A 25,092-nucleotide genomic window follows, 5' to 3' on the forward strand; every position below is an offset into this window, starting at 1 on the left:
GTTAAGAACGAAGAATGAACTTCGTCGATGTGATATTGCAGGGCGTCGCGCTGCGGGCGCTGGGCTCGGGGGCGCTGTCCTGGCCCGAGCGTCGGGTGCTGATCGTGTCGGACCTGCACCTGGGCAAATCCGAACGGATGGCGCGGCGCGGCGGCGCCATGCTGCCCCCCTACGAGGCGCGCGATACGCTTCTGCGGCTCGACGCCGTGCTGGACGCCACCGACCCGGCGACGGTGATCTGCTTGGGCGATTCGCTGGATGACAACGCCGCGCGGGCCGGGCTGGACGACACCGAAGCGCAATGGATCGCCCGGATGCAGGCGGGCCGGGACTGGATCTGGATCGCAGGCAACCACGACCCCGCCCCCAGCGACCTGGGCGGCCGCGCCTTGGCGCGCGTGGGCATCGGGCCGCTGACATTCCGCCACATCGCCACCCCCGCGCCGGGCGAGGTCAGCGGCCATTATCACCCGAAAGCCAGGCTGGGGGTGCGCGGCAAATCCGTGTCGCGGCCCTGTTTCCTGCACGACGACCGGCACATGATCCTGCCCGCCTTCGGCACCTATACGGGCGGGCTGGACTGGACCGCAGCGCCCTTCGCGGCGCTGATGGGCGATGGCGCCTGCGCGATCCTGACCGGGCCCCGGCCCTGCGCGGTGCCGTTGCCGCGGCGGCGCGCCGCGTGAACGCCGACACCCTGCGGGCCAATTTCGCGCGCCAGACGATGATGCGGACACTGGGCGCGACGCTTGCCGATCTGGGCGATGGCTTCGCCATGATCGAAGCGCCGATCCTGCCGGGATCGCGCCAGCAGCAGGGTTTCGGACATGCCGGGTTGACCTTCGCCATCGGTGACAGCGCGGCGGGTTACGCCGCGCTGACCCTGATGGACGACGGCCAGGACGTGCTGACGACCGAGATGAAGATCAACCTGCTGCGTCCGGCGGCGGGCGACCTGCTGATCGCGAAGGGCGAGGTGGTGAAGCCCGGCCGTCGCATCACCATCGTGCGCGCCACTGTCTGGGCCAGAACCGGCGACGCGATGTCGGAAATCGCGATCCTGCAAGGCACGATGCTGCCCGTCTGACACGAAAAAGGCCGCGCCCGAGGGAACCGGAGCGCGGCCTTCGGCCCCCGAAGGGCCGGAACGTTTACAGAAGGGCCAGAGTGGCCAGCGCCATGCCCAAAAGCAGGCCGCTGGAAATCGTTACGAATGTACTCATGACGTGACCCTTTCTTGCGATCGAAGCTGAAACTCGCCGACGGGCATTCGGGTCCGTCACGAATGCGTGTTTTCCGGCGGGACGCAACCGGCGGTGCGAGTGTCGCAAATCCGCGCTTTCGCCGCCCCCCGCACCGCTATAGCCAAAGAACACCAGCGCCAAGGAACCCCATCCCATGAGCTTCAAGTCCGACATCGAAATCGCCCGCGAGGCCAGCAAGCGCCCGATCCAGGAGATCGGCGAGAAACTTGGAATCGGCTCGGACGACCTGCTGCCTTACGGTCACGACAAGGCCAAGATCAGCCAACGGTTCATCGACAGCGTGCAGGACAATCCGAACGGAAAGCTGATTCTGGTCACGGCGATCAACCCCACCCCCGCGGGCGAGGGCAAGACCACGACGACCGTGGGACTGGGTGACGGGCTGAACGCCATCGGCAAGAAAGCCGCGGTCTGCATCCGCGAAGCATCGCTTGGACCCTGTTTCGGGATGAAGGGCGGGGCCGCGGGCGGCGGCTATGCCCAGGTCGTGCCGATGGAGGAGATGAACTTGCACTTCACCGGCGATTTCCACGCGATCACCAGTGCTCACAATCTGCTATCGGCGATGATCGACAACCACATCTACTGGGGCAACGAGCTGCAGATCGACACCCGCCGCGTGGTCTGGCGCCGCGTCATGGACATGAACGACCGCGCGTTGCGCCAGATCACCGCCAGCCTGGGCGGTGTCGCGAACGGCTTCCCGCGCGAGACGGGGTTCGACATCACCGTGGCCTCGGAAGTCATGGCGTGCCTGTGCCTGGCCACGTCGCTGACGGATCTGCAAAAGCGCCTGGGCGACATCATCGTCGCCTACACCCGCGAGCGCGATCCGATCTACGCGCGCGACATCAAGGCCGACGGCGCCATGACGGTCCTGCTGAAGGACGCGATGCAGCCGAACCTGGTGCAAACGCTGGAAAACAATCCCGCCTTCGTCCACGGCGGACCTTTCGCCAACATCGCCCACGGCTGCAATTCGGTGATCGCGACGACCACGGCCCTGAAGGTGGCCGATTACGTGGTGACCGAGGCGGGCTTCGGGGCCGACCTGGGCGCCGAGAAGTTCATGAACATCAAGTGCCGCAAGGCGGGGCTGGCGCCCGACTGCGTGGTGCTGGTCGCCACCGTGCGCGCCATGAAGATGAACGGCGGCGTGGCGAAGGCCGATCTGGGCTCCGAGAACGTCGAGGCCGTGAAATCCGGTTGCGCCAACCTGGGACGCCATATCGAGAACGTGAAAAGTTTCGGCGTACCGGTGGTGGTCGCCATCAACCATTTCCACGGCGACACCGCGGCCGAGATCGCCGCGGTGCAGGAATTCGTGAAGACCCAAGGCTCCGAGGCGATCCTGTGCAAGCACTGGGCCAACGGCTCGGACGGGACGCGGGACCTGGCGACGCGGGTGGCGCAGATCGCGGAACAGGGCAGCGCCAATTTCGCGCCGATCTATCCAGACGACATGAAACTGGCCGACAAGATCGACACGATCTGCCGCAAGATCTATCGCGCCGATGGCGCCCTGATCGACGGCAAGATCCGCGCGCAGCTGAAGCAGTGGGAAGACCAAGGATACGGGCACCTTCCGGTCTGCATGGCAAAGACGCAGTACAGCTTCTCGACCGACCCCGAGGCGCGCGGCGCCCCCACCGGCTTCACCGTCCCGGTGCGCGAAGTGCGGCTGTCGGCGGGCGCGGGTTTCGTCGTGGCGATCTGCGGCGAGATCATGACCATGCCGGGCCTGCCCCGCGTCCCCTCGGCCGAGGCGATCATGCTGAACGACGACGGCCAGATCGAAGGGTTGTTCTGAGCGGCGTGCGGGATTACTGCCGCCTTTCCGAACGCCCGCAAGGCCGGGGTCCCGCCCCCGCCGATCCGCCCTGAGAAAGGACCGACCATGAGCGCCGCAATCATCGACGGCAAGGCCTTCGCCGCCACCATCCGCGCCCGCGTCGCCGATCACGTCGCGCGGCTGCGCGACGAGCAGGGCACAGCCCCCGGTCTTGCGGTGGTGCTGGTCGGCGAGGATCCGGCCAGCCAGGTCTATGTCCGCTCGAAAGGCAAGATGACCAAGGAATGCGGGATGCAATCCTTCGAGCATCGTCTGCCCGCCGACACCACCCAGGTCGACCTGATGGCCCTGATCGCCCGGCTGAACGCGGATGCCCAGGTGCACGGGATCCTGGTGCAACTGCCCCTGCCCGCTCACCTGGACAGCGATTTGGTGATCAACGCCATCGATCCAGCCAAGGACGTGGATGGCTTTCACGTTTCGAATGTGGGGCTGCTGGGGACCGGGCAAAAGGCCATGGTGCCCTGCACGCCGCTGGGCTGCCTGATGATGCTGCGCGACCATCACGGGTCGCTGTCGGGCATGGACGCGGTGGTGCTGGGGCGGTCCAACATCGTAGGCAAGCCCATGGCGCAGCTGTTGCTGGGGGACAGCTGCACCGTCACGATAGCGCATTCGCGGACGCGGGACCTGGCCGAGGTCACGCGCCGCGCCGACATCCTGGTGGCGGCGGTCGGCCGACCCGAGATGGTGACGGGCGATTACGTGAAGCCGGGCGCGACCGTCATCGACGTGGGCATCAACCGTGTCGAGCGTGATGGCGCTTCCCGGCTGGTGGGCGATTGCGACTTCGCCTCCTGCGCCGAGGTCGCGGGCGCGATCACGCCTGTGCCCGGCGGCGTCGGGCCCATGACCATCGCTTGCCTGCTGGCCAACACGGTTACGGCGTTCTGCCGGGCGCACGACCTGAAAGAGCCCGACGGTCTGACCGCCTAGTTCCGGCTCAGTCGCCCGGCTGCCAGGCTCGCTGGTCTGGAAGATGCAGACGCATGGTTTCGCCCAGCGCCAAGGTGCCGGGCCGTTCGACCCAGGCCGTGATGCCGCGCAGACCCTTCGCGGCCACCTTGAACCCCTTGCCCGCCGCGCCCAGCCGCTCTTCGATGGTCAGGGCGGGAAGGTGGCAGGGGCGGTTCTGCATGTCGACGACCAGCGTGACGCCGTCGGGGCCCTGCAGCCGCGACGATGGCGGCAGATGGCTGAAATCCGGCAGGCCCTCCACCACGATCGAGGCGCCCAGCCACGCGGGGTCAAGCGTCTGGAGGCCCATCCGGTCGGCGATCTGCGCCAGTTCCTCGGCCGACAGGATCGACACCTGGCGCACATTGGCGATTTCCGTGCCGCGAGGATGCTGCGCGGTCACCCGGCTGCACGAGGGGCGCGTCAGCCCCGCGTGAACCTCGCCGACCAGACCACCGAAATCCAGTTGCATCGATGCGACCGGCGCACCCTCCACGGCCTTGCGATCGCGATGGGGCACGAGGCCCAGCCAAGTGATTCGCGCCGCGTGGCCGCTGGGCTTCAGGGCAGGCATCAGGCGGCATCGCGTGTGCGCAGGACCAGCGTCAGCGAGGCCAGCAAGGCCAGCGCGAAGAACAGCTCGAACAGCTCTTCGACCCGGGAGCTCAGATCAGACAGATCCGCGGGCACGTCGATGCCCAGCGGGGCAAGCTTGCGCGCGATCCCGTCCAGGGACTTGGCGATGACGATCAAGGCCGCGCTCAGGGCGAAAAGCCAGGCCCAGGCCGCGCCGCGCAGAAGCGCCCGCAGCCATGGCATCGCCTGGAACAGCGCCAGTCGGGCCAGAACCACCAGCGCCAGGAGAACGATCGCCGCGCCGACCAGTTTTTCGGCCATCGGCGCGTCGCCGCTGTAAAGACGCAGCTGCAACACCCCTTCCGAGGTGAAGCGCTTGTCGAAATCCAGCTCGCGCATGGCCAAAAGGATCAGGCCGACCGGCACATGCCAGGTTTGCCGCGACGGGGTGTAGGTAAGGTAGAGAAGCGCGGCACCGGCCAGCAGGACCGCGGAGACGGATTCGATCCCGCCGCCTTCGCGCAGAAGCCACTTGCCCTGCTGCGAGCGCAGCAGATCCACGGACACGAAGGCCAGGATCACGGCCTGAGCCCAGCACAAGACGGTCACGGGGGAAAGGCGGGCGGGCGTTCGAGGCATGGGGATCTACGCGGAGGTGTCCGGAAAAGCGCGAAGGCCGCGTCGTTGGTGGACGCGGCCTTCAGGTCGAGGTGATTGGATCAGGCCGAGGGCTCGGGCTCCAACCCGCCTTCCGGCTTGGGCTTGGGCTTCGTCTTCGGAATCGACGTCACAGATGGCGCGTTGCCCTGGTCCGAGCTGCCGCTATCGTCGTCGCCGCGGCTCAGGGGCTCACCGTTGATGACCTTCTGGATCTCGTTGCCGGTGAGCGTCTCGTATTCGAGAAGGCCCTGGGCCAGGCGCTCGAGATCCTCGCGCTTCTCGGTCAGGATCCGCTTGGCGGTTTCGTAGCCGTCGTCAATGATCTCTTTCACCTTGTCGTCGATGATCTTCTGCGTCGCGGCCGAGTGGTTGGTGCCGCCGCCATAGGCGCCCAGATAGCTTTGCTGTTCGTTGGCGTAATCGACGAAGCCGAGCTCATCGGCAAAGCCAAACTGGGTGACCATCGCGCGGGCGATCTTGCTGACCTGCTGAATGTCCGACGCGGCGCCGGACGTCACGTTTTCCTTCCCGAAGATCAGCTCTTCGGCCACGCGGCCACCCATCGCCATGGCGATCTTGGACGTGTACTTCGTCCAGCTGACCGAAAGCTGGTCACGCTCGGGCAGCGACAGGACGAGGCCCAGCGCCCGACCGCGCGGGATGATGGTTGCCTTGTGGATCGGGTCGTGCTGCGGGACGTTCAAACCGACGATGGCATGACCAGCTTCGTGATAGGCGGTCAGCTTCTTCTCGTCCTCGGTCATGACCATCGAGCGCCGCTCGGAGCCCATCATGACCTTGTCCTTAGCGTTCTCGAAATCCTCCATGGTGACGAAACGCCGACCGACACGGGCCGCCGTCAGGGCCGATTCGTTGACCAGGTTCGCGAGGTCGGCGCCCGAGAATCCCGGGGTGCCGCGCGCGATGATGCGCAGGTCCACGTTCGGACCCAGCGGCACCTTGCGAGCGTGAACGCCCAGGATCTTTTCGCGGCCCTTGATGTCGGGGTTCGGGACCTGAACCTGGCGGTCGAAGCGCCCGGGGCGCAGAAGTGCGGGGTCGAGTACGTCGGGGCGGTTGGTCGCCGCGACGATGATGATGCCTTCGTTGGCCTCGAAACCGTCCATCTCGACCAGAAGCTGGTTCAGCGTCTGCTCGCGTTCGTCGTTGCCGCCGCCGTAGCCCACGCCACGCGAGCGGCCGACCGCGTCGATTTCGTCGATGAAGACGATGCAGGGCGCGTTCTTCTTGGCCTGCTCGAACATGTCGCGCACGCGGCTTGCGCCGACGCCCACGAACATCTCGACGAAGTCAGAGCCGGAGATGGTGAAGAAGGGCACGCCCGCCTCGCCCGCGATGGCGCGGGCCAGAAGCGTCTTACCGGTGCCCGGAGGGCCGACCAGCAGCGCGCCCTTGGGGATCTTGCCGCCCAGGCGCGAGAATTTCTGCGGGTTGCGCAGGAATTCGACGATTTCCTCGAGCTCTTCCTTGGCCTCGTCGATGCCCGCCACGTCGTCGAAGGTAACGCGGCCGTGCTTTTCGGTCAGCAGCTTGGCGCGCGACTTGCCGAAGCCCATGGCGCCGCCTTTGCCGCCGCCCTGCATCCGGTTCATGAAGTAGATCCAGACGCCGATCAGCAGCAGGAAGGGCAGGAAGCTCAGCAACACCGTGGTGAAGCCCGACTGTTCCTGCGGCTTGGCATTCACGGTGACGTCGTTGTCGATCAGGCGCTCGGTCAGCTGATCGCCGCTGTCGGGCCGAATCGTCACGTAGTCCTGTCCATCCGCACCGCGGAACATCACGTTTTCGCCATCGAGCGTCACGGCCGACACGCCACCCGTTTCGACGCGTTCGATGAACTCGGAATAACTGATCTGCCGCGAGTTGAGGTTGCCGGAGTTGCCCGAGAACAGGTTGAACAGGGCCAGGACCAAGAAGAACAGGACCAGCCAGAAAGCGATGTTGCGCGCGTTGCCCAAGGATATCTCCCTTACCTGGGTTCACTCCGGCTTAACCGGATCTGATTGACAGATAGTTATCAGCGTCCCGCGTTCAATGCGAGAGAAGCCAGTGTGGAAAATCGTCACGGCAGAAGGTGGCGGTCCATGACGTGTCTTTCGGGTCGATCGGAAGCGCGATCAGGCGACTTTCGCGCCAAATGGCGGGAGCCGACAGAAGGCGCAGGCGCGGATGACCGAGCGCGCGCCAATCGGGGTGCTGGGCCAGGCCTTCCGGCCCGCAGGCGGCGACATGGGCGCCGTCCGGCAAAGGCCGGTCGAGACGCCAGCGCCCGTCCCAGACCTGGCCCGGCGGGATCGGTTCGGATCGCGCGGCGTGGCTTGGCTCGCGTCCGATGCAGATCGTGTCGCCAAGCGGATACAGGATACAGCCCTGCAGCGTTTGCGGGTGCGACAGCCCGCCCAGCAGCCTGAGCGTATCGCGTCCGCGGGGCGGGTAAGGCGCTCCGGTCACGAAGGTGATGGCCGCACCAAGGACTCGTCGCGCCATGTCGGGGTGCAGGCGGGACAGCGCCGCGGCGTCGAGCACGATGTCGCCCGCGACCACGCGGGTATGCGCCTGCGCCCAATCGGCCAGCAATTGCCGCACGCCGTCATCGGTCCGTCGCAACCGCGCGGCCATCGAGGACAGCGCCGCCGCATCCAGCCCCAGTGGCGCCAGGTGCTTCAGCGCGGCGCGGGTCCGAACGCGGGTGTAGCGCGCGTCTGCATTGGTGGGATCGTCGCTCCAGCAGATGCCCAGATCGCGCAGCCAATCCCGCAACGCGTCGCGCGGGGTGTCGAGCAGGGGGCGGACGAAGGTGACGCCGTGGCGCACCACACGCCCGTTCATGGCCGACAATCCCGACAGCCCGGCGCTGCGCGCCATCTGCATCAGCACCGTTTCCGCCTGGTCATCCTGCGTGTGCCCCAGAAGCACCGTCGCGCAGCCTTGCGCCCGCGCCCAATCCGCCAGCAGCGCGTAGCGGGCGTCGCGGGCCTTGGACTGAAGGTTGCCGGACAGATCCGGCGCTTGCCAGTGCAGGATTTCGTGCGCGACACCGTGCCGGGCGCAGAGCCGGGCGACGGATTTCGCCTCATCGGCGGCAGCGGGGCGCAACTGATGATCGACCGTCGCCGCGCGCAGTCGCGCGGGCCCCAGGGCGGCGATGGCGAGCATCAGAAGGGCCGTCGAATCGCTGCCGCCCGAGATGGCGACGCCGATCGGACCGTCGGCGTCGGCAAGGCTCAGAAGCGCGGCGGGCGGCTCCATATGGCGGAGGGTCCGGCCACGGGCATCACTGGCAGCCGATGCTGACGCGCGAGCTTTGCGCGGCAATCGACGCGGGCGCGTCCGGGAAGCGGGTCGTCACTTCGGCCAGCGTGGCGCAGGCATCGGCGCGCTGGCCGAGCGCATTCAGCTTCACGCCCAGGTTCAGCAACGCATCGGGTGCGCGCGGACCCTGAGGTGCGCCCGAAAACGCGTCGAGATAGGCGCGCGCGGCTTCGGGATCGTCGCCCAGTTCGGACAGGGCCTGGGCGCGCAGGTAATGCGCCTCGTTCGTCAGCGGACCAGAGGTGTAGGTCTGCGCAAAGGTCGCAAAGAGGTCAGCGGCGGTGCGAAAGCTACCGGAATCGAGCGCCTCCTGCGCCCGGTCGAAATCGGCCTGTTCGCCCACGGCAAGTTGCGCGCCCTCGGGACGCGGTTCGGGCGCGGCGCGCGGCGGCGGCGCGCTGCCGATATCGCCGCCCAGGGTCGGCGTTTCGCCCAGGTTGCCGATATCGCAGGATTCCTCGATCTCGCAGATGCGGAATTCCAGGTCGCCGATCCGGTTCGTGCCCTCGCTGACGACGCGGTTGACGCGGAACTCGATCTCTTCGGTCTGGCCGGTCAGGCGTCGCAGCTCGGCCTCGATGGCATCGATGCGCTCCAGCGCGGACGTGCCGGACAGGTCCAAGCCGCCCGCGCCCGTCGTCGCAAGTTCCGAGCGCAGTCCCTGCACCTCGGCCGCCAGGGCCGAAAGCTCGGCGCGGATATCGGCGAGCGTTTCCGTGTTCTGCGCCATCGCCAGCCCGGGGAAGGCCAGCGCGACGCCAAGGATCAGAGTGCGGAGCATCGTGTCAGGACAACGCCGCGCCAGCGGCGATCACGGTGACGGCGCGGCGGTTCTTGGCGTAACAGGCTTCGGTCGAGCACACTTCCAGCGGACGCTCCTTGCCGTAGGTCACGGTGCGCAGGCGCGACGACGACACGCCCTGGCTGACCAGGTAGTCGCGGGCCGATGCCGCGCGACGCGCACCCAGCGCAAGGTTGTATTCGCGTGTGCCCTGCTCGTCGGCGTGGCCTTCGATGATGGCGGTATAGCCCGGGTTGGATTGCAGCCACTGGGCCTGCGCGCTCAGCGCGGCGCGGCCCGCATCGTTCAGGGTGGACTGGTCCACGGCGAACAGCACGCGGTCGCCCACCGACTGGCGGAAATACTCGGGCGATGCGGGATCCAGCACGCCGGACGTGATGTCGCCCGCGCCGTTCATGCCGGGCGCGTTGGGATCGAACGGCATCCCGTCGCCGGGATTGCCCGAGCCGAAGCGGTCCGGGTTGGAGCAGGCCGACAGGCCCAAGATCGCCGTCAGGACGAGGGCTGCGCGAAGGGTGGTCATGGCTCGTGATCCTCGAGTTACCGCCGGGCTTTGCCGGTCATTTGCGTGTTGATAGCATCGCCTTGCGCGCTTGGGAACACATCAGGGCAGAAGCGGCGACCAGGCCGGGTCGGACGCGGCGTTGGGCGTGTTGACCTGTGTCAGGTTGCGCCCCGACACGTCGACCGAGAACAGCGCGGGCTGACCGCCCGCCCCCGCGCTTTCGCGGGTGAACATGATGACGCGGCCATTGGGTGCCCAGGTGGGGCCTTCGTCCAGGAAGGACGCGGTCAACAGGCGTTCTTCGCTGCCATCGGTGCGCATGACACCGATATGGAAGCGGCCCGCGTTCTGCTTGGTGAAGGCGATCAGGTCCCCGCGCGGCGACCACACCGGCGTGCCGTAGCGGCCCGCGCCGTTGCTGATGCGCCGCGGCTCGCCGCCGCCGGCGGGCATGATATAGAGTTGCGGCGTGCCCGAACGGTCGGACTCGAACACGATCTGGCTGCCGTCGGGGCTGTAGCTCGGCGCCGTCTCGATGCTGGGGGCGTTGGTCAGTTGCCGCGGGGTGTCGCCGGGCTGCACCGCGTAGATGTCGGTATTGCCACCGATCGAGGCCGAGAAGACCACCGTCCGGCCATCGGGGGCGTAGCGCGGCGCGAAGGTCATCGATTCTGCGGGCACCTGCAGCGGGATGCGGCTGACCGTGCCCACGTTCATCTCGTAGATCTGCGGAAAGCCCGTCTCGTAGCTGGTATAGAGCACGCGCGTGCCGTCGGGCGAAAACCGCGGCGCCAGCACGATGGACGAGCTGTCGGTCAGGTACTGCACGTTGGCGCCGTCGTAATCCATGACCGCCAGCCGCTTTTGGCGTTCGTTCTTCGGACCCTGCTCGCTGACGAAGACCACGCGGCTGTCGAAATAGCCGGTCTCGCCGGTGATGCGGGAATAGACCGCGTCGCTGACCTTGTGGGCCAGCCTGCGCCACGAGCCACTAGTGCCACCGAATTGCAGCCCCTCGCCCAGCGGCGCTTCCGAAAAGACGTCGAACAGGCGGAACTTCACGTTGATCTGGTCGCCCGACACGTTGACCGCGCCGGTGATCAGGGCCTGGGCGTTGATCGCCTTCCAGTTGGCATAGGTCACGGAGGGCGTGAATTCCGTCACGTCCGTGACGAAGGCATCGCGCGGGATGCGGCGGAACAGGCCCGTGCCGGTCAGATCTGCGGCGACCACGTCGCTGATCCGCTGGGCCCATTCCTGCGCCTCGGGGTTCTCGGCGATGAAAGTGGGCAGCGCGAATGGCAGCGGTTCGATCACGCCTTCGGTGATCTCGATGCGCAAGGGGCCGTCCTGGGCCTGCGCGGCACCGGGCAGGCCGAGGCCGAGGATCGACAGGGCCAGGATGGCCGGGGTGAGAAGGCGCAGAAGGGTCATGTCCTGTCCAGTCTTGCTGAAGCTGTTACGGGGTCAATGGCAGGCCGGATCACAAGGTTCCCCTGCGCGCCGGAATGCCGATATGCAATGACATGGCTCATCTCAGGCGCATCCCTTCGGGGTTGAAGGTCACTTCGACCTCTTGCCACTGGCCGAATTTCTCGGCCGGAAGATTGTATCCGCCACCCTGATTCTGGCAGCGCAGGATCGCGCGGCGGCCCGCGTCGAAGGCCGCGCGCACCGCCGCGTCCGAGCCGCCCGACGCCCCGGTCTGGCGAATGGACGACGTGATGACCTGCGCTTCGCGGGTCATCTGGAAGCGGATCGACACGGTGACGTTCGCCGCCTGGCTGCCGGTATCGACGTTCCAGCACTGGCGCACGGCAAGGCGGAAGGCTTCCTTTTCGCCCGCCGTCAGCGGCGGGCCCGCCGGGATACCTTCCTGCGGCGCCTGTTCGAGCAATTGCTGCAGGCCCGCGATCGTTTCCTGCGCGGCCTGGTTGACGTTGTCGGATGCCGCGGTCGAGGTCGTGCCTTCGCTGCGCGGCGGGGTCGCGGGGCGTTCGGGGCGACCGCGCGGGCGCGGGGTTCCGGTCGGCGCGGAATTGGTCAGCTGCGTCGGGCGCTCGGCCTCGGTCACGATTTCTTCGGCCGTCTCGGGCGGCGCGGCGGGGGTCTGATCCTCGACCACCTGTTCGGGCGCCTCCGCGGGCTCGGGGTCGGGCGCTTCGACCACTTCGGGCGCTTCTTCCGCCTCGGGGGGCGGTGGCGGCGTGGCTTCGGTGGAGACGCGCGGCTGCGGGCGCGGCACATCCACGGGCGCGACGGGCCGGTCGTCGGCGACCTCGGGCTGGGGTGGCGCGGGGGGCGCCTCGGGGACGGGCTCGGGCGGCGCGGGTTCGGGATCGGGCTCGACCACGGGGTCGGGCGTGGGATCGGGTTGCGGCACGGGATCGGGCTGCGGTTCAGGCGCGGGCGCCGGTTCGGGCTCGGGCGTCGGTTCGGGAGCGGGCGTCGGTTCGGGCTGCGGGTCCGGTTCGGGCGCAGGCGTGTCGGGGATTTCCAGCGCGGCGGTCGGCGCTTCCGAGGCGGGCGTCGGCTCGTCTGCCACGTCCGGGCGGGTCAGGGCCGCGAAGTCCTCTTCGCTCAGGACCGTCACCTGCGCCACGTCCGGAGGCGGCAGTTCGTCACGCGCGAACATCCCGCCAAAGAGCGCGAACAGGATCAGCGCCGTGTGCGCCACCCCTGAAATGATCGTGCCCGGTTGCATGGGACCTACCCGTCCGACCCGTCAAGCCGAGGGCCGCCCGCATCCGTCACCAGGCCGATATCGTTGAACCCGGCCGCGTTCAGCGCGCCCATGACCTGCACCACCTCGCTATAGGGAATGGCCCCGTCGGCGCGCACATAGACCTTGCGGCTTTCGCGCTCGGCGGCGATGGCGCGCAGTTGCGCGATCAGGTCGTCGCTTTCGGTCTCGTTATCCATCAGCAGGACCTGGCCGTCGGTCGTCAGGGTCAGCGTCAGCGGCTCTTCGCGCTCGGTCGGCAGCGCCTGGGCGGCGGTTTCGGGCAATTGCACTGGCACGCCCACGGTCAGAAGGGGGGCGGCCACCATGAACACAATCAACAGCACCAGCATCACGTCAACGAAGGGCGTGACGTTGATCTCGGCCATGGGCCTGTTGCGGCCGCGGCCCCGCCGCCTTCGCGACCCGCCGCCGTCCTTCTGGATTGTGCCCGCGCCCATGGCTCAGGCGTCCAGCTGGCGCGACAGGATCGTGGTGAACTCGTCGGCGAAGGATTCGTAGCCGCCCACGATGCGGTTCGCATCGGTGGAAAGCTTGTTGTAGAAGATGACCGCCGGGATCGCCGCGAGCAGCCCCAGCCCGGTGGCCAGCAGCGCCTCTGCGATGCCGGGGGCCACGACGGCCAGGTTGGTGTTCTGCTGGGCCGCGATCTCGATGAAGGCGTTCATGATGCCCCAGACCGTGCCGAACAGGCCCACGAAGGGCGCTGTGGCGCCCACGGTGGCCAGGAACGGCAGGCCCTTTTCCAGCTCTTCGGCTTCGCGCTGGATCGCCACGTCCATGGAGCGGTCGATGCGGGCCTGGGCGCCGGGGATCAGCGCGCCGTCGTCGCGGTGCGAGCGCTGCCATTCGGCCATTCCGGCGGCAAAGACGCTGGCGGCGCGGCCGTCGGGATCGGGGCCCAGCTTGCGGTAAAGCTCGTCCAGCGGCTCGCCGGACCAGAACGCGGCATCGAAACGCGCGGCTTCCGACCGGGCGCGGCGGAACGACAGCCCCTTCTGGATGATGATCGCCCACGCCCAGAAGGACGCCAGGATCAGCAGCAGCATGACAAGTTTCACGGTGATCGTGGCGCGGGCGAAGAGCCCCCACATGGAGAAATCCATCTCGGACGCCAGCGCCAAAGTCTCGGTTTCCATAGTCTGCTCTCTCACTCACGCGGGCCGCATTGTTGGGCCTCGTTGCGGATTAGATACAGCAGCCGCGGCGCGAAAGCTATCTTTTCTGCACAATCGGGTGAACGCCTGAAGATCGGCGTTCAGCCGCGCAGTTCCTTCGGCAGCCGGACGGGCCTGCCCGAGGCGATATCGATCGCCGCCAGCTCGACCGTGGCGCGAAACAGCGGGCTGGCCTCGAGCTGGACGCTTTGGTGCAGCGTGATCCGGGCACCGCTGGCGCTGTTGAGCTCGGTCTGCACATCCAGCCGGTCGTCCAGCCGCGCGGGGGCGAGAAACTCGGCCTCGATCCGGCGCACGGCGAAGACAAGACCGCCATCGCGCAGCGCGTTCTGGTCGATGCCCCGCGCCCGCACCCAGTCCGACCGCGCGCGTTCGATGAACTTCAGGTAATTGGCGTGATAGACGATCCCGCCCATGTCGGTGTCTTCGTAATAGACGGTGACGGGGAAGGCGTGGGTCATATCCAGCCAAGCCAGTGAAACAGTCCGACCAGCGCCGCCATCAGCACGGTCTCGCCCACCGCGCGGATCGCGTGGGGAGCGGGCGGCATGTCAGCCGCCCGCGATATAGCCACGACGCGGAGGGTGAAGATCAGCAGGACGACAGGGAAGACCGCTATGGCCGTGGCGCTCGATGCGACCGCGACCAGATCGGACACGTCGTTCGTCAGGATAAGGCGCACGGCGGCGATGAGACCGATCGCCATGCCCGCGAAGAACATTCGATCGAGCCCCTTGAGCGAATCGCGGACCACCAAGGAAGGTATCTTTCGCGCGATGTGCGACGTGAAAAACATCGTGCCGACCGTGGCCAGCAGCAAACCACCCAGTCCGATTTGGAAGGCGACAAAGGCCGTCACTGCGCCATCCCCAGCCGCGCCGACAGGCGCAGCGCGTGGCTGGGGTCCGAGGCGCTTGCGGGCATCACCGGGTCATAGGCCGCGCGGATCAGGGCGCCGATCTCGGGGCGCAGGACGGTGGCGCCGCCGGGCACCAAGGCGAGGGGCGAGCGGTCGGTGAAGGCGGTATCGCTCCAGAGCAGCATGGACTGGACCACCTGGCTCAGCGCCAGCGTTTCGGCCGGGACGGCCGACAGGTGCTCGTCCATGCGCAGGAACACGAAACACGCGCGGATCGCCCCGGCTTCGTCGAAGCGGAAGATGCGGTACTGGTTGGCGTCGGCTTCCTCCAGCCTGTCCACGAGCGGGGCGAGGTCGGGGATCAGACGGTCGAGATCGGGCACATGGCGCAGCTCGTCCCAGTCGCGAAAGAAGAAAACCATGAAGTTGACGCCGAGCTCGGGATCCATCTCGGTCAGCTCGTGGCCCGCCATCTGGCACACGGCCTCGAGCGCGCCCTTCATCACCGACAGCGTCGCGTCGTCCACGCCGAATACGACCGGCGCAATGGCACGGCCCCAGCGGGCGAAAGCGTAATCGCCGCTGGCGCGGGTGAAATGGGCGGTGATCTCGTCGACATCCATGGGGTTTGGCTATCCAAGCGGGCCGCGACGGGCAACCCGCCTATTCCACGCGGTCGATCAGCGCCTGCACCTTCGGCCCCAAGTCCTGCACGATCAACTCGACCCCGTTGGCATTTGGGTGGATGCCGTCCGGCTGCATGTACTGCGCCATGGCCGCCTGCCGATCTTCCACGCTGGACAGCGCCGACAGGAAGTCCGGGGCCAGAAGCGTGTCGTATTTGGCGGACAGGTCGGTATAGATCGCGTCGAAATCGGCCTTGTAGTCCGGCCCGTAATTGCCCGGCGCGTCGATGCCCACCAGCAGGACCGGCACGTCGGCCTCGGCGGCCTTCGACAGGATGCCGTCGAGATTGGCGCGACTGACCTCGGGGTCGATTCCGCGCAGCAAGTCGTTGCCGCCCAAAGCCACGATCATCGCGTCGATCTCGGGGGTCAGGGTCCAGTCCACCCGGCTGAGCCCACCCGCCGTCGTATCGCCCGACACGCCCGCGTTCAGGATGGCGACGTCTTCGCCTTGCGCGTCGAGCCAGGCCTGCAATTGCGGCACGAAGCCGTCGGATCGCGGCAGCCCGAATCCTTGCGTCAGCGAGTCGCCCAGCGCCGCCACCCGCACCGGATCGGCCCAGGCCGGTGCCGCCAATGCGAGGCAAATCGTCACCTTGGAAACCACGCCCCGCACCCCATATCGCAGCCAGACCCAAAAGGATGAGCCGATGACCGATCCCGTTCTGTCGCTGACCGACGCAAGGCTGCGGCTGGACGGCAATGCCGGTCCGGTCGATATCCTGCACGGCATCACGCTGGATGTGGCGCGCGGGGAAACGGTGGGTCTGGTGGGTCCATCGGGCTCGGGCAAATCGTCACTCCTCATGGTCATGGGTGGCCTGGAACGCGCCACCGGCGGACAGGTTCACGCCTTGGGGCAGGATCTGACTGCCATGGGCGAGGACGCGCTGGCCCGCTTTCGCAGGGAGCATATGGGGGTGGTGTTCCAATCCTTCCACCTGATTCCGACGATGACGGCGCTGGAAAACGTCGCGACCCCGCTGGAGCTGGCAGGACATGCCGACGCGTTCGAGCGCGCGGCGGCCGAGCTCGAGGCCATGGGGCTTGGCAGTCGCCTGGACCATTACCCGACCGAGCTGTCGGGCGGAGAGCAGCAGCGCGTGGCCCTGGCCCGCGCCGCGGCACCGCGTCCCGAGATCCTGCTCGCGGACGAGCCGACCGGCAACCTGGACGGGCCGACCGGGCAGGCGATCATCGAGCTGCTGTTCGGGCTGAACACGTCGATCGGGGCCACGCTGGTCCTGGTGACCCACGACCCGGCCCTGGCCGAGCGCTGCCAGCGCACGATCCGGCTGGAGGACGGTCGTCTGAAGACCGATCACGCGCAGGCGGCCGAATGACGCGCCGGGTGGGCGATCCGGCAGGGGGCGCCGCCCCCGTCGCCTGCGGCGACTCCCCCGGGGATATTTTCGAAAAGGGGAAGCCGGGGTCGCGCGCATGAGCGTGGCGTGGCGCATCGCCCGGCGCGAGCTGCGTGGCGGGCTGAAGGGCTTCCGGGTCTTCCTGGCCTGTCTCGCGCTGGGGATCGCGGCCATCGCCGCCGTGGGATCGGTGCGCGAGGCGATATCGGACGGGTTGGCGCAGGAAGGCGCGCGGATCCTGGGCGGCGATGCGTCGGTCGAGTTCACGTATCGGTTCGCCGAGCCCGACGAGCGCGCCGCGTTGGAGCGGCTGGGGGACGTTTCGGAGATCGTCGATTTCCGCTCGATGGCCGTGGCCGGGGACACCCGGGCGCTGACCCAGGTCAAGGGCGTCGACGACGCCTATCCCCTGCTGGGCGAGGTCGCGCTCGACCCCGAGCAGCCGCTGTCGGACGCGCTTTCGGGCGCCGTGCCAGGCGCGGTGATGGACCGCCTGCTGATCGACCGCCTGGCCCTCGAGGTCGGCGACACGTTCAGGCTGGGCACCAAGACGTTCAGGCTTGCGGGCGAGTTGGTGCGCGAGCCCGACAACGCGGGCGGCGGGTTCGATTTGGGCCCGCGCACGCTGCTCAGAACCGAAGACCTGGAAGGCTCGGGCCTGATCGCGCCGGGCACGTTGTTCGAGACCGAATACCGCCTGGCCCTGCCGCCCGAGGCCGACCTGGACCGCGCCGAGGCCCAGCTGGACGCGGCGCTGCCGGAGGCGGGGTATCGCTGGCGCGACCGGCGCAACGGGGCGCCGGGCGTACAGCGCTTCGTGGATCGGCTGTCGTCTTTCCTGGTGCTCGTCGGGTTGGCCGGGCTGGCGGTGGGCGGCGTCGGCGTTGCCTCGGCCGTCCGTGCGCACATGGTCGAGAAGACCGCCACCATCGCCACCCTAAAGACGGTCGGGGCCGAAGGGCGCACGATCTTCGCCATCTACGGGCTGCAGATCGGCGTGCTGACCGCGCTGGGCCTTGCAATCGGGCTGGTGCTGGGCGCCGGTCTGCCGCTGGTGTTCGAGCCGCTCATCGCCGCGCGCCTGCCGCTGCCCGCCAATATCGGCATCTACCCCAAGCCGCTGCTGGAGGCCGCCCTTTACGGTGTGCTTGCCGCGGCGTTGTTCACCTTGTGGCCCCTGGCAAAAGCCCAGGACATCCGCGCGGCAACCCTGTTCCGCAACGCGGGCGGCTTGCCCGAAGGCCGTCCGCGCCGCGCCTTCCTGGCCGTCATCGCCGGTCTGCTGGCCCTGCTGGTCGGCGCGGCCGCGTGGCTGTCGGGCCTGCCACTTCTGAGCCTTTACACCGCGCTTGGCCTCGGGGCCGCCTTCCTGGCGCTTGTCGCCATCTCGGAGGCCACGCGGCGGATCGCCCGTGCCCTGTCGCGGCGCCGCGCGCTGCGCGGGCGCTCGGCGCTTCGCCTTGCCATGGGCGCCGTCGGCGGTCCGGGGGGCGAGGCGCTGGCGGTGATCCTGTCGCTGGGGCTTGGATTGACCGTGCTGGCGGCCGTGGGACAAATCGACACCAACCTGCGCGGCGCGATCGAGCGCGATCTGCCGGATGTGGCCCCGAGCTATTTCATGGTCGACATCCAGCCCGGCCAGATCGACGGATTCCGCGCGCGGCTGGCGGACGATCCCGGAGTCGAGGATGTGCAGACGGCGCCCATGCTGCGCGGCATCATCACCCGGATCAACGGGCAGGATGCCGCCCAGGTCGCGGGCGATCACTGGGTGCTGCGCGGCGACCGGGGCGTGACCTATTCCGACGCCCCGCCGCGCGATACGCAGATCACCGCCGGTGACTGGTGGCCCGCCGACTACAGCGGCCCCAACCAGATCAGCTTCGCCGCGGAAGAGGCCGAAGAGCTGGGCATCGGGCTGGGCGACCGGCTGACCGTCAACATCCTGGGCCGCGACATCGAGGGCGAGATCACGTCCCTGCGCGAGGTCGACTTCTCGACCGCCGGGATCGGCTTCATCCTTGCGATGAACCCGGCCGCGCTGCAGGGCGCGCCGCACACTTTCATCTCGACCATCTACGCCGAGGAAAACGCCGAGGCCGCGATCTTGCGCGACCTGGCCGATGCCTATCCCAACATCACCGCGATCCGGGTGCGCGACGCCATCGACCGGGTGGCCGATATCCTGGGGAGCATCGCGGCCGCGGTCACCTATGGTGCGGCGGCGACGCTGGTCACCGGCGCTGTGGTGTTGCTGGGCGCGGCGGCGGCGGGGACCCGGGCCCGGATCTACGAGGCGGCGGTGCTGAAGACGCTGGGGGCCAGTCGCGCCACCATCCTTGCCAGCTTCGCGTTGCGCTGGGCGGCGCTGGGGCTGGCGGCGGGCCTCGTCGCGGTGGCGGCGGGCGGGGCTGCGGGCTGGGCCGTCAGCCGCTTCGTGATGGAGACGGATTTCGTCTTTGCCCCCGGCTCGGCGCTGCTGATCGTGGGCGGCGGTGTCCTGGGAACACTGTTGGCGGGCCTGGCCTTCGCCTGGCCGCCCCTTGCCGCCCGTCCCGCGCAGGTGCTGCGCGGCCACGAATGATCCTCTGGACCGGCCCGGCACGGACCCGCGGCCGTGGTCGTGTGTGACCCCTTCCGCCTGCCGCATCCGCCAGGCGCGATTGCGGTGTTGACAGGCCCCGGCCCCCGCCTTAGGTGAGGCGCCGGATGAGGCGTGATAGCTCAGCTGGTTAGAGCACAGCACTCATAATGCTGGGGTCGGCGGTTCAAGTCCGCCTCACGCTACCATCCCTTCACCGCATTCCGATCCGGTCAATTCGATGGATTACGGTCCGCTGCGGGCGTTGGCCTTAACCGCGGGCTAAGATTTCTTCGCAATACCTTCACCGCCCAGGGCGAAGGTACGAGTATGGATACCGAAGGACATATCACCCGCACCCAACGTCAGGCCGAACGCAGGACGCTGGCCAAGGCGCTGGGCATCGTGGTCGCACCGCTTCTGGCCGCGGCGTTCCTGGCGTGGATGGTCATGCAGGACAGTGCCGCGCGGCTGGACGCCGTGCAGGTCCAGATGCGCCTGATCGCCGCGTCCGACGAAGCCAGCCAGATCGTGTCCGAATTGCAGCGCGAGCGGGGGCGTTCGTCCGGTTTCCTGTCGTCCGGCGGCACCGAATTTGGGCCGGAACTGGCGATCCAGCGCGCCGCGACGGACGTCGTCCTGTCCGCTGGGAACGGCGTCGGCGCGCTTGTCGATCTGGGCGCGACCGGGCGGGACGACATCGATGCAGACCTGGACCTGCGCGTCGCCGCGGATCGGGCAAGCCAGCTTGTTTCGCGGCTGCCTGATATCCGGGGCCAGGTCGATGCGCTGACCTTGGACCGGCCGGGCATGATGGCGTTCTATACCGAGATCATCGACGCGCTGCTGACGATCACGGATCTGACGACGCTGGCCAGCACGGCGACCCCGGGTGAACGGCTGGGCGTGCTCGATGCCCTGCTGCAACAAGCGATCGAGTTTGCGGGCCAGGAACGCGCAGCGGGATCCAGCGCATTGACGGCAGACACGCCGTCCGAACGGATCCTGACCAACCTGTCCCGACTGGAAGCGCGCCAGGAGGTGTTGCTCGAGCGGTTTCGCCGACTTGCGCCTGCCGACCTGGTCGAGGAGCTGGACGGCGTGCTGGACAGCCCCGCGGCCCGAGCGCGCGACAGCATGCGCTCGGTCTTCGAGACACGGACGAAAATCTTGCCTGCTGCGGGCAATGCCTGGTTCGCGACGACGACCGACGTGATCGATCAGCTGGCCGCGCTGTCCTCCACGATCAGGTCCGCCCAGCAGACCGAGATCGCCGACGCACGGGCCGCGATCCAGGCGCGCCACCTCACGGCGCTGACGGTCGCCACGATCGCTTTGGTGGTATCGCTCGGCTTTGCAATCTGGCAGTCGCGCGCTTTCGTGCGCCCGATCCGCAACCTCGCGATCAGTCTCAGACGACTTGCCGACGGACACGAGAAGATCGAGGTCGAAGGCACCGACCGCGATGACCTGGTCGGCCTTCTGGGACGGTCGGTCGCGCGCCTGGTCGCGCTCGGCTCCGAGCGGTTCGAAGATCTGCTGTCCCACGCACCGATCGCCACCAGCATCGAGAATCTCGATGGAACGAAGATCCGACACAACCCCGCCATGGCGCGCTTTCTGAACGTGGAGCCCGAATTCCTGAAAGAACGCCACCTTGCGGACTTCATGTCGAAAGAAGACCGGACCCGGGCGGAAGGCGAGCGCGACGCCTTCCTGGAAGGTGGCCAGGACACCCACCAGCTGGAGCTGATGTTCCACAGGCCCGATGGCTCGATCGTCTGGGGCAACATGACACGGATCTTCGTGCGCGGCACCGGGTCCATGTCGGATTTCGTCATCATGCAGGTTCTCGACGTCACCGAAGCCAAGCAGATCGAGATCGCCAAGACAAATTTCGTATCGACCGTGAGCCACGAGTTGCGCACGCCGCTGACTTCGGTCAGCAGCGCCGTGGGGATGCTGCATGGGCAGGCGCGCGACGGCGGCGACCAGATGCAGTTGCGGCTTCTGGACATCGCCAGCACGAATTGCCGTCGGCTGCTGACGCTGATCAATGACCTGCTGGACGTCGACCGCCTGTCGCAAGGCGGCGTCACGCTGTCGATGGAGCGCGAGGATATCGGCCTGATCGTCGAAGGCGCGCTGTCCGAGCTTGAACCCTATGCCCGCGACCTCGGCGTCACGATCCGCTTCACCAGACCCGATAGGGCCTATTTCTCGCGCACCGACAAGGATCGCGTGACCCAGGTCCTGGCCAACCTGATCTCGAACGCCGCCAAGTTCTCGCCAGCCGGATCGCAGGTCGACTTGAAGCTCGATCACGCGGATACGGACATGATCCGGGTGTCGGTCACCGACAGGGGGCCGGGGATCTCGGACGCCTTCGCGTCGCAGATCTTCGGGCGCTTCAAGCAACAGGACGGCTCGATTTCGCGCAGTCACGGCGGATCGGGGATCGGGCTGCACATTTCGCATGGCCTGATCGAACAGCTTGGCGGCGATATCGGTTTTCACAACAACGAAGGCGGCGGCGCCACCTTCTGGTTCACGCTTCCCAGCATGGGCGAGATCGACCGGACCGGCACCCATCGCAGGCGCGCGGCACCCAACCGGAACCTGCCCCACGTGCTGCACGTGGAAGACGACCCGAACTTCGCCGAGCTTTTGCATAACGTTCTGGACGGGCGGGCCGAGCTGACCCACGCGCGCTCGTTCGCCGCCGGGAAAGCGTGTCTTGCCTCGGACGCCTACGATCTGGTCTTGCTCGACTGGGAGCTTCCCGATGGCTCGGGCCTTGACCTGCTCGATGACCCGGCGCTGTCGTCGTCCTCCATACCGGTGATCGGCCTGTCGGCGAATGCGGACGCGATCCGTCCCGCGCGGGCCGAGTTGAACATCCTGAAATCGAAGATGTCGCTGGAAGAAATCGGCGAAATCATCCTGCGCGTCATCGGACGCCGCGCGCAAACGCGGGCCGAAACCGAGATGCGCAAGACCGGCTGACCCGCGAACCCGCCCGCGCGATGCGGAAAGCCGCTGTCCGGACCCGGACGCCATTCACTGAAAAGGCGCCCCCGGAAAGAGGGCGCCATGTCATGTTTTATCCAGCGCTCAAGGTGACGCCGCCGTGGCGGCGCCGCGAGCCTTAAAGGTTGCCCGCGCTCATCTCGCGCGCGATGTGGTCGGCCTGGCGGATCGCCAGCGCCACGATGGTCAGCGTCGGGTTCTCGGCCGCACCGGTGGTGAACTGCGAGCCGTCCGAGACGAACAGGTTGGCGATGTCGTGGGTCTGGCCCCACTTGTTCACGACGCCATCGGCCGCGTTCTCGCTCATCCGGTTGGTGCCCAGGTTGTGGGTGCTCGGATAGGGCGGCGTCGGCAGCGTGCGCGTGGCGCCCACCGAATCGTAGATCGCCATGCCCCGGTCATAGGCGTGGTTGCGCATGGCCACGTCGTTGGTGTGGTCCGAGTAATGCACGTTCGCGACCTTCAGGCCCCACTGATCCTCGGCATCGGACAGGGTGATGCGGTTGGTTTCCTGGGGCATATCCTCGCCCACGATCCACATGCCGGCCATGTTCTCGTAGTGATCCAGCGCGGTGGTGAACTCGCGGCCCCACGCACCGGGGTCGAGGAACGCGGCCATGAAGGGCAGGCCGAGGCTGAGGGTTTCCAGCTCGTAGCCGCCCACGAAGCCGCGGGACGGATCGTGCTTCGCCTCGTCCTGGATGATCCCGGCCATGGTGGTGCCGCGATACATGCGCACGGGCTTGTCGAAGATGCCGTAAACCGAGCCGGTCAGGTGCCGCATGTAGTTGCGCCCCACCTGCCCCGAGCTGTTGGCCAGCCCGTCGGGGAACATCGTCGAGGCCGAGTTCAGCAGCAGCCGCGGGCTTTCCATCGAGTTGCCCGCCACGCAGACGATGCGCGCGGCCTGCATGTGCATGTCGCCGTTTTCGTCCAGATACTCGACGCCGGTGACCTTGCCGCTGTCGTCATGCACGATCCGCGCCACGTGGGCCTTTTCGCGCACTTCCAGGTTGCCGGTGGCTTCACCTTCGGGGATCTCGGTATAGGCGGTGGACCACTTGGCGCCCCACTTGCAACCCTGGAAGCAGAAGCCGGTCTGCTGGCACATCATGCGGTCCTGGTCGTCGCGCGAATTGATGGCCATGTTGCCGGTGTGGAACTCTTGGTAGCCCACGTTTTTCGCCCCGGCCGAGAAGACCTTGTAGTTGTTGTTGCCCGGCAGGCGCGGATTGTCGTTGGTGCCGGTGACGTTCATCTTCTTCTCGGCCTTGTCGTACCAAGACGCCATCTCGGCCCCGTCGATGGGCCAGTCCAGAAGGTTCGCGCCCTCGAGCGCGCCGTAATTCGTCAGCGCCTTCCACTCGTGGTCCTGGAAACGCAGCGACGCGCCGGCCCAGTGGGTCGTGGTGCCGCCCACCGCCTTCACGATCCAGGACGGCAGGTTGGAAAAGTCCTTGGCCACGCGCCAGTCGCCGCTGGTCGTGCGCATGTCGGTCCAGGCCAGCTGGCCGAAACTGTCCCATTCGTCGTTCAGGAAATCCTGGGGCAGGTAGCGCCCGCCCGCTTCCAGTGCCACGACGCTGATGCCCTTCTGGGCCAGTTCGTTGGCAAGGGTGCCGCCGCCGGCGCCGGTGCCGATGATCACGACGACGCTGTCGTCGGTCTTGTCAAAAGGTGCAGCCATGATCGTTCTCCCTTACCCGATCCACGCGATGTCGTCGAAACCGCGGTTGATGTAGCCGCCCTGCGAATAGGACTCGCCCTCGTAGCCGAAGATCGGCCAGATTTCCTTCTGGTTATACAGGCCGGTCACCAGCCCGCCGCGCACGGTCTGGAAGAACGGATCGTCCTGCATGGCGCGCAGCACCTCGACACGGTCGGCTTCCCAGCCGATGTCGATGTAGTCGCTGCCCTTCATCTCGCGCGCGAGTGTGTTCAGCTTCCCCAGCCCGGCCTCGGCCATCTCGGCCTGCTCTTGGGTGTCGTAGCCCTTGATCGCGGCGGCGTAATACTGGTCGGCCACTTGGTCGTGCGGATAGATGTCGCGCGCCATCTGCGCCAATGTCGCGAAGCTTTCGGGCTTCATCGCGTTCATTTCCGTGGCCCAGGCCGCGTCGCGGCCCGCCACGTAGCCCGCGCCGATCACAAAGCTGGCGCCCGCGGCAGTTGCGCGCGACAGCAGCTCGCGCCGCGTCAGCCCTTTCGGGGATTTGGTGTCTTGCATGGTGTCCTCCCTGACAAAGAAACCGCGCGGGTCCGTCGACCGGCGCGGCAGATGAATCATTTGAAACGACCCGACCGTTCCAGAACCTCGATCTCGTAGCCATCGGGATCGGTGACGAAGAAGAAGCGGCCGACCAGCGTGCCGCCGGGTGCGAATTCGACCAGCTTGCGCGGCTCGAGCCCTTCCGCCTTGAAGCGTTCGTGCTCGGCATCCAGATCGTCCACGGACACCGCAAGGTGGCCATAGCCGTTGCCCTTGTCGTAGGGCTGCGACTGGTCCTTGTTGATGGTCAGCTCAAGCTCGAACCCGGTCTCGTCGTTGCTGAGATAGACCAGCGTGAAGTCGTCGAAATCCAGCCGGTCCGCGACCTTCAGACCGAACGCGGTGTCGTAGAATGCGACGGATTTGTCTTCGTCCAGCACGCGAATCATGCTGTGGATCATCTTGGCCATGGGCCCTCCGTTTTCTTGAGGG

At 67.4% G+C, this 25,092-nt stretch carries 24 protein-coding genes and 1 tRNA gene; 8 read left to right on the plus strand and 17 right to left on the minus strand.

The window, feature by feature from the left end; genetic code table 11:
- Window positions 1–14: 14 nt before the first annotated feature.
- The 4 genes from pdeM (at window position 15) to folD (ending at window position 4,053) form a co-directional block, all read left to right on the plus strand.
- Window positions 15–686 carry a ligase-associated DNA damage response endonuclease PdeM gene (gene pdeM / locus ILP92_RS00680; RefSeq protein ID WP_198914446.1) on the plus strand — a complete coding sequence of 224 codons (672 nt, stop codon included), beginning with the start codon at window positions 15–17 and terminating at the stop codon, window positions 684–686.
- Between the two features lie 38 nt (window positions 687–724).
- Window positions 725–1,087, plus strand: coding sequence for a PaaI family thioesterase (locus tag ILP92_RS00685; protein ID WP_198914847.1), 363 nt, complete (start codon window positions 725–727; stop codon window positions 1,085–1,087).
- A 311-nt stretch (window positions 1,088–1,398) separates the two neighbouring features.
- Window positions 1,399–3,075 carry a formate--tetrahydrofolate ligase gene (locus tag ILP92_RS00690; protein ID WP_198914447.1) on the plus strand — a complete coding sequence of 559 codons (1,677 nt, stop codon included), beginning with the start codon at window positions 1,399–1,401 and terminating at the stop codon, window positions 3,073–3,075.
- A gap of 87 nt (window positions 3,076–3,162) precedes the next feature.
- Window positions 3,163–4,053, plus strand: coding sequence for a bifunctional methylenetetrahydrofolate dehydrogenase/methenyltetrahydrofolate cyclohydrolase FolD (gene folD / locus ILP92_RS00695; protein WP_198914448.1), 891 nt, complete (start codon window positions 3,163–3,165; stop codon window positions 4,051–4,053).
- A 7-nt stretch (window positions 4,054–4,060) separates the two neighbouring features.
- Here folD and ILP92_RS00700 read toward each other — a convergent pair whose 3' ends face one another.
- The 14 genes from ILP92_RS00700 to ILP92_RS00765 form a co-directional block, all read right to left on the minus strand.
- Complete coding sequence (locus tag ILP92_RS00700) at window positions 4,061–4,648, minus strand: MOSC domain-containing protein (RefSeq protein ID WP_198914449.1); 588 nt, start codon at window positions 4,646–4,648, stop codon at window positions 4,061–4,063.
- Complete coding sequence (locus ILP92_RS00705) at window positions 4,648–5,289, minus strand: hypothetical protein (RefSeq protein ID WP_198914450.1); 642 nt, start codon at window positions 5,287–5,289, stop codon at window positions 4,648–4,650. The genes ILP92_RS00700 and ILP92_RS00705 overlap by 1 nt, the downstream gene beginning before the upstream one ends.
- 80 nt (window positions 5,290–5,369) lie before the next feature.
- A complete protein-coding gene (gene ftsH, locus ILP92_RS00710; protein WP_198914451.1) occupies window positions 5,370–7,289 on the minus strand; it encodes an ATP-dependent zinc metalloprotease FtsH in 1,920 nt (639 codons plus the stop codon).
- Window positions 7,290–7,362: 73 nt separating this feature from the next.
- On the minus strand, window positions 7,363–8,580 hold the full coding sequence (gene tilS / locus ILP92_RS00715; protein ID WP_198914452.1) for a tRNA lysidine(34) synthetase TilS: 1,218 nt from the start codon (window positions 8,578–8,580) through the stop codon (window positions 7,363–7,365).
- A gap of 25 nt (window positions 8,581–8,605) precedes the next feature.
- Complete coding sequence (ybgF, locus tag ILP92_RS00720; RefSeq protein WP_198914453.1) at window positions 8,606–9,424, minus strand: tol-pal system protein YbgF; 819 nt, start codon at window positions 9,422–9,424, stop codon at window positions 8,606–8,608.
- 4 nt (window positions 9,425–9,428) lie between these two features.
- Window positions 9,429–9,968, minus strand: a complete 540-nt coding sequence (gene pal / locus ILP92_RS00725; protein ID WP_198914454.1) for a peptidoglycan-associated lipoprotein Pal — start codon at window positions 9,966–9,968, stop codon at window positions 9,429–9,431.
- Window positions 9,969–10,049: 81 nt separating this feature from the next.
- Window positions 10,050–11,384, minus strand: coding sequence for a Tol-Pal system beta propeller repeat protein TolB (gene tolB, locus ILP92_RS00730; protein ID WP_198914455.1), 1,335 nt, complete (start codon window positions 11,382–11,384; stop codon window positions 10,050–10,052).
- A 97-nt stretch (window positions 11,385–11,481) separates the two neighbouring features.
- Window positions 11,482–12,654 carry a cell envelope integrity protein TolA gene (gene tolA / locus ILP92_RS00735; protein ID WP_198914456.1) on the minus strand — a complete coding sequence of 391 codons (1,173 nt, stop codon included), beginning with the start codon at window positions 12,652–12,654 and terminating at the stop codon, window positions 11,482–11,484.
- Between the two features lie 5 nt (window positions 12,655–12,659).
- A complete protein-coding gene (gene tolR / locus ILP92_RS00740; RefSeq protein WP_198914457.1) occupies window positions 12,660–13,133 on the minus strand; it encodes a protein TolR in 474 nt (157 codons plus the stop codon).
- A gap of 3 nt (window positions 13,134–13,136) precedes the next feature.
- Window positions 13,137–13,832, minus strand: a complete 696-nt coding sequence (gene tolQ, locus ILP92_RS00745) for a protein TolQ (protein ID WP_198914458.1) — start codon at window positions 13,830–13,832, stop codon at window positions 13,137–13,139.
- A gap of 119 nt (window positions 13,833–13,951) precedes the next feature.
- Window positions 13,952–14,332, minus strand: coding sequence for a tol-pal system-associated acyl-CoA thioesterase (gene ybgC / locus ILP92_RS00750; RefSeq protein WP_198914459.1), 381 nt, complete (start codon window positions 14,330–14,332; stop codon window positions 13,952–13,954).
- On the minus strand, window positions 14,329–14,730 hold the full coding sequence (locus ILP92_RS00755; RefSeq protein ID WP_198914460.1) for a hypothetical protein: 402 nt from the start codon (window positions 14,728–14,730) through the stop codon (window positions 14,329–14,331). The genes ybgC and ILP92_RS00755 overlap by 4 nt, the downstream gene beginning before the upstream one ends.
- Window positions 14,727–15,353, minus strand: coding sequence for a hypothetical protein (locus ILP92_RS00760; RefSeq protein ID WP_198914461.1), 627 nt, complete (start codon window positions 15,351–15,353; stop codon window positions 14,727–14,729). The genes ILP92_RS00755 and ILP92_RS00760 overlap by 4 nt, the downstream gene beginning before the upstream one ends.
- A gap of 40 nt (window positions 15,354–15,393) precedes the next feature.
- On the minus strand, window positions 15,394–16,023 hold the full coding sequence (locus ILP92_RS00765) for an arylesterase (protein ID WP_368667816.1): 630 nt from the start codon (window positions 16,021–16,023) through the stop codon (window positions 15,394–15,396).
- A gap of 43 nt (window positions 16,024–16,066) precedes the next feature.
- Between ILP92_RS00765 and ILP92_RS00770 the strand changes: the two genes are divergently transcribed.
- The 4 genes from ILP92_RS00770 to ILP92_RS00785 all read left to right on the plus strand — a co-directional run bounded on the left by ILP92_RS00770 (window position 16,067) and on the right by ILP92_RS00785 (window position 22,367).
- Complete coding sequence (locus ILP92_RS00770; protein ID WP_198914463.1) at window positions 16,067–16,759, plus strand: ABC transporter ATP-binding protein; 693 nt, start codon at window positions 16,067–16,069, stop codon at window positions 16,757–16,759.
- 97 nt (window positions 16,760–16,856) lie between these two features.
- Window positions 16,857–19,364 carry an ABC transporter permease gene (locus ILP92_RS00775; protein WP_198914464.1) on the plus strand — a complete coding sequence of 836 codons (2,508 nt, stop codon included), beginning with the start codon at window positions 16,857–16,859 and terminating at the stop codon, window positions 19,362–19,364.
- A gap of 129 nt (window positions 19,365–19,493) precedes the next feature.
- Window positions 19,494–19,570: transfer RNA gene (locus ILP92_RS00780), tRNA-Met, on the plus strand.
- A 121-nt stretch (window positions 19,571–19,691) separates the two neighbouring features.
- Window positions 19,692–22,367 (plus strand): nitrate- and nitrite sensing domain-containing protein, encoded by a 2,676-nt coding sequence (locus ILP92_RS00785; protein WP_198914465.1) that lies wholly within the window; start codon window positions 19,692–19,694, stop codon window positions 22,365–22,367.
- A gap of 142 nt (window positions 22,368–22,509) precedes the next feature.
- Here ILP92_RS00785 and ILP92_RS00790 read toward each other — a convergent pair whose 3' ends face one another.
- From ILP92_RS00790 to ILP92_RS00800, 3 genes are read right to left on the minus strand one after another with little or no spacing between them, the layout of a single operon-like run.
- A complete protein-coding gene (locus ILP92_RS00790; RefSeq protein WP_198914466.1) occupies window positions 22,510–24,078 on the minus strand; it encodes a GMC family oxidoreductase in 1,569 nt (522 codons plus the stop codon).
- Between the two features lie 12 nt (window positions 24,079–24,090).
- Entirely contained in the window at window positions 24,091–24,618 is a 528-nt protein-coding gene (locus ILP92_RS00795) for a Twin-arginine translocation pathway signal (RefSeq protein WP_198914467.1), read from the minus strand.
- A 56-nt stretch (window positions 24,619–24,674) separates the two neighbouring features.
- Window positions 24,675–25,070, minus strand: coding sequence for a VOC family protein (locus ILP92_RS00800; RefSeq protein ID WP_198914468.1), 396 nt, complete (start codon window positions 25,068–25,070; stop codon window positions 24,675–24,677).
- Between the last annotated feature and the right edge of the window lie 22 nt (window positions 25,071–25,092).

The sequence above is a fragment of the Palleronia pontilimi genome (assembly GCF_016412875.1).
Lineage (GTDB): Bacteria > Pseudomonadota > Alphaproteobacteria > Rhodobacterales > Rhodobacteraceae > Palleronia > Palleronia pontilimi.

Coding starts and splice junctions, on each gene's coding strand:
- ILP92_RS00685 (WP_198914847.1), top strand. CDS start 725: ATGATGCGGACACTGGGCGCGACGCTTGCCGATCTGGGCGATGGCTTC.
- tilS (WP_198914452.1), bottom strand. CDS start 8,580: ATGGAGCCGCCCGCCGCGCTTCTGAGCCTTGCCGACGCCGACGGTCCG.
- tolR (WP_198914457.1), bottom strand. CDS start 13,133: ATGGGCGCGGGCACAATCCAGAAGGACGGCGGCGGGTCGCGAAGGCGG.
- tolA (WP_198914456.1), bottom strand. CDS start 12,654: ATGCAACCGGGCACGATCATTTCAGGGGTGGCGCACACGGCGCTGATC.
- ILP92_RS00790 (WP_198914466.1), bottom strand. CDS start 24,078: ATGGCTGCACCTTTTGACAAGACCGACGACAGCGTCGTCGTGATCATC.
- ILP92_RS00700 (WP_198914449.1), bottom strand. CDS start 4,648: ATGCCTGCCCTGAAGCCCAGCGGCCACGCGGCGCGAATCACTTGGCTG.
- ILP92_RS00785 (WP_198914465.1), top strand. CDS start 19,692: ATGGATACCGAAGGACATATCACCCGCACCCAACGTCAGGCCGAACGC.
- pdeM (WP_198914446.1), top strand. CDS start 15: ATGAACTTCGTCGATGTGATATTGCAGGGCGTCGCGCTGCGGGCGCTG.
- folD (WP_198914448.1), top strand. CDS start 3,163: ATGAGCGCCGCAATCATCGACGGCAAGGCCTTCGCCGCCACCATCCGC.
- pal (WP_198914454.1), bottom strand. CDS start 9,968: ATGACCACCCTTCGCGCAGCCCTCGTCCTGACGGCGATCTTGGGCCTG.
- tolQ (WP_198914458.1), bottom strand. CDS start 13,832: ATGGAAACCGAGACTTTGGCGCTGGCGTCCGAGATGGATTTCTCCATG.
- tolB (WP_198914455.1), bottom strand. CDS start 11,384: ATGACCCTTCTGCGCCTTCTCACCCCGGCCATCCTGGCCCTGTCGATC.
- ILP92_RS00800 (WP_198914468.1), bottom strand. CDS start 25,070: ATGGCCAAGATGATCCACAGCATGATTCGCGTGCTGGACGAAGACAAA.
- ILP92_RS00760 (WP_198914461.1), bottom strand. CDS start 15,353: ATGGATGTCGACGAGATCACCGCCCATTTCACCCGCGCCAGCGGCGAT.
- ILP92_RS00705 (WP_198914450.1), bottom strand. CDS start 5,289: ATGCCTCGAACGCCCGCCCGCCTTTCCCCCGTGACCGTCTTGTGCTGG.
- ybgF (WP_198914453.1), bottom strand. CDS start 9,424: ATGCTCCGCACTCTGATCCTTGGCGTCGCGCTGGCCTTCCCCGGGCTG.
- ILP92_RS00690 (WP_198914447.1), top strand. CDS start 1,399: ATGAGCTTCAAGTCCGACATCGAAATCGCCCGCGAGGCCAGCAAGCGC.
- ybgC (WP_198914459.1), bottom strand. CDS start 14,332: ATGACCCACGCCTTCCCCGTCACCGTCTATTACGAAGACACCGACATG.
- ILP92_RS00795 (WP_198914467.1), bottom strand. CDS start 24,618: ATGCAAGACACCAAATCCCCGAAAGGGCTGACGCGGCGCGAGCTGCTG.
- ILP92_RS00770 (WP_198914463.1), top strand. CDS start 16,067: ATGACCGATCCCGTTCTGTCGCTGACCGACGCAAGGCTGCGGCTGGAC.
- ILP92_RS00775 (WP_198914464.1), top strand. CDS start 16,857: ATGAGCGTGGCGTGGCGCATCGCCCGGCGCGAGCTGCGTGGCGGGCTG.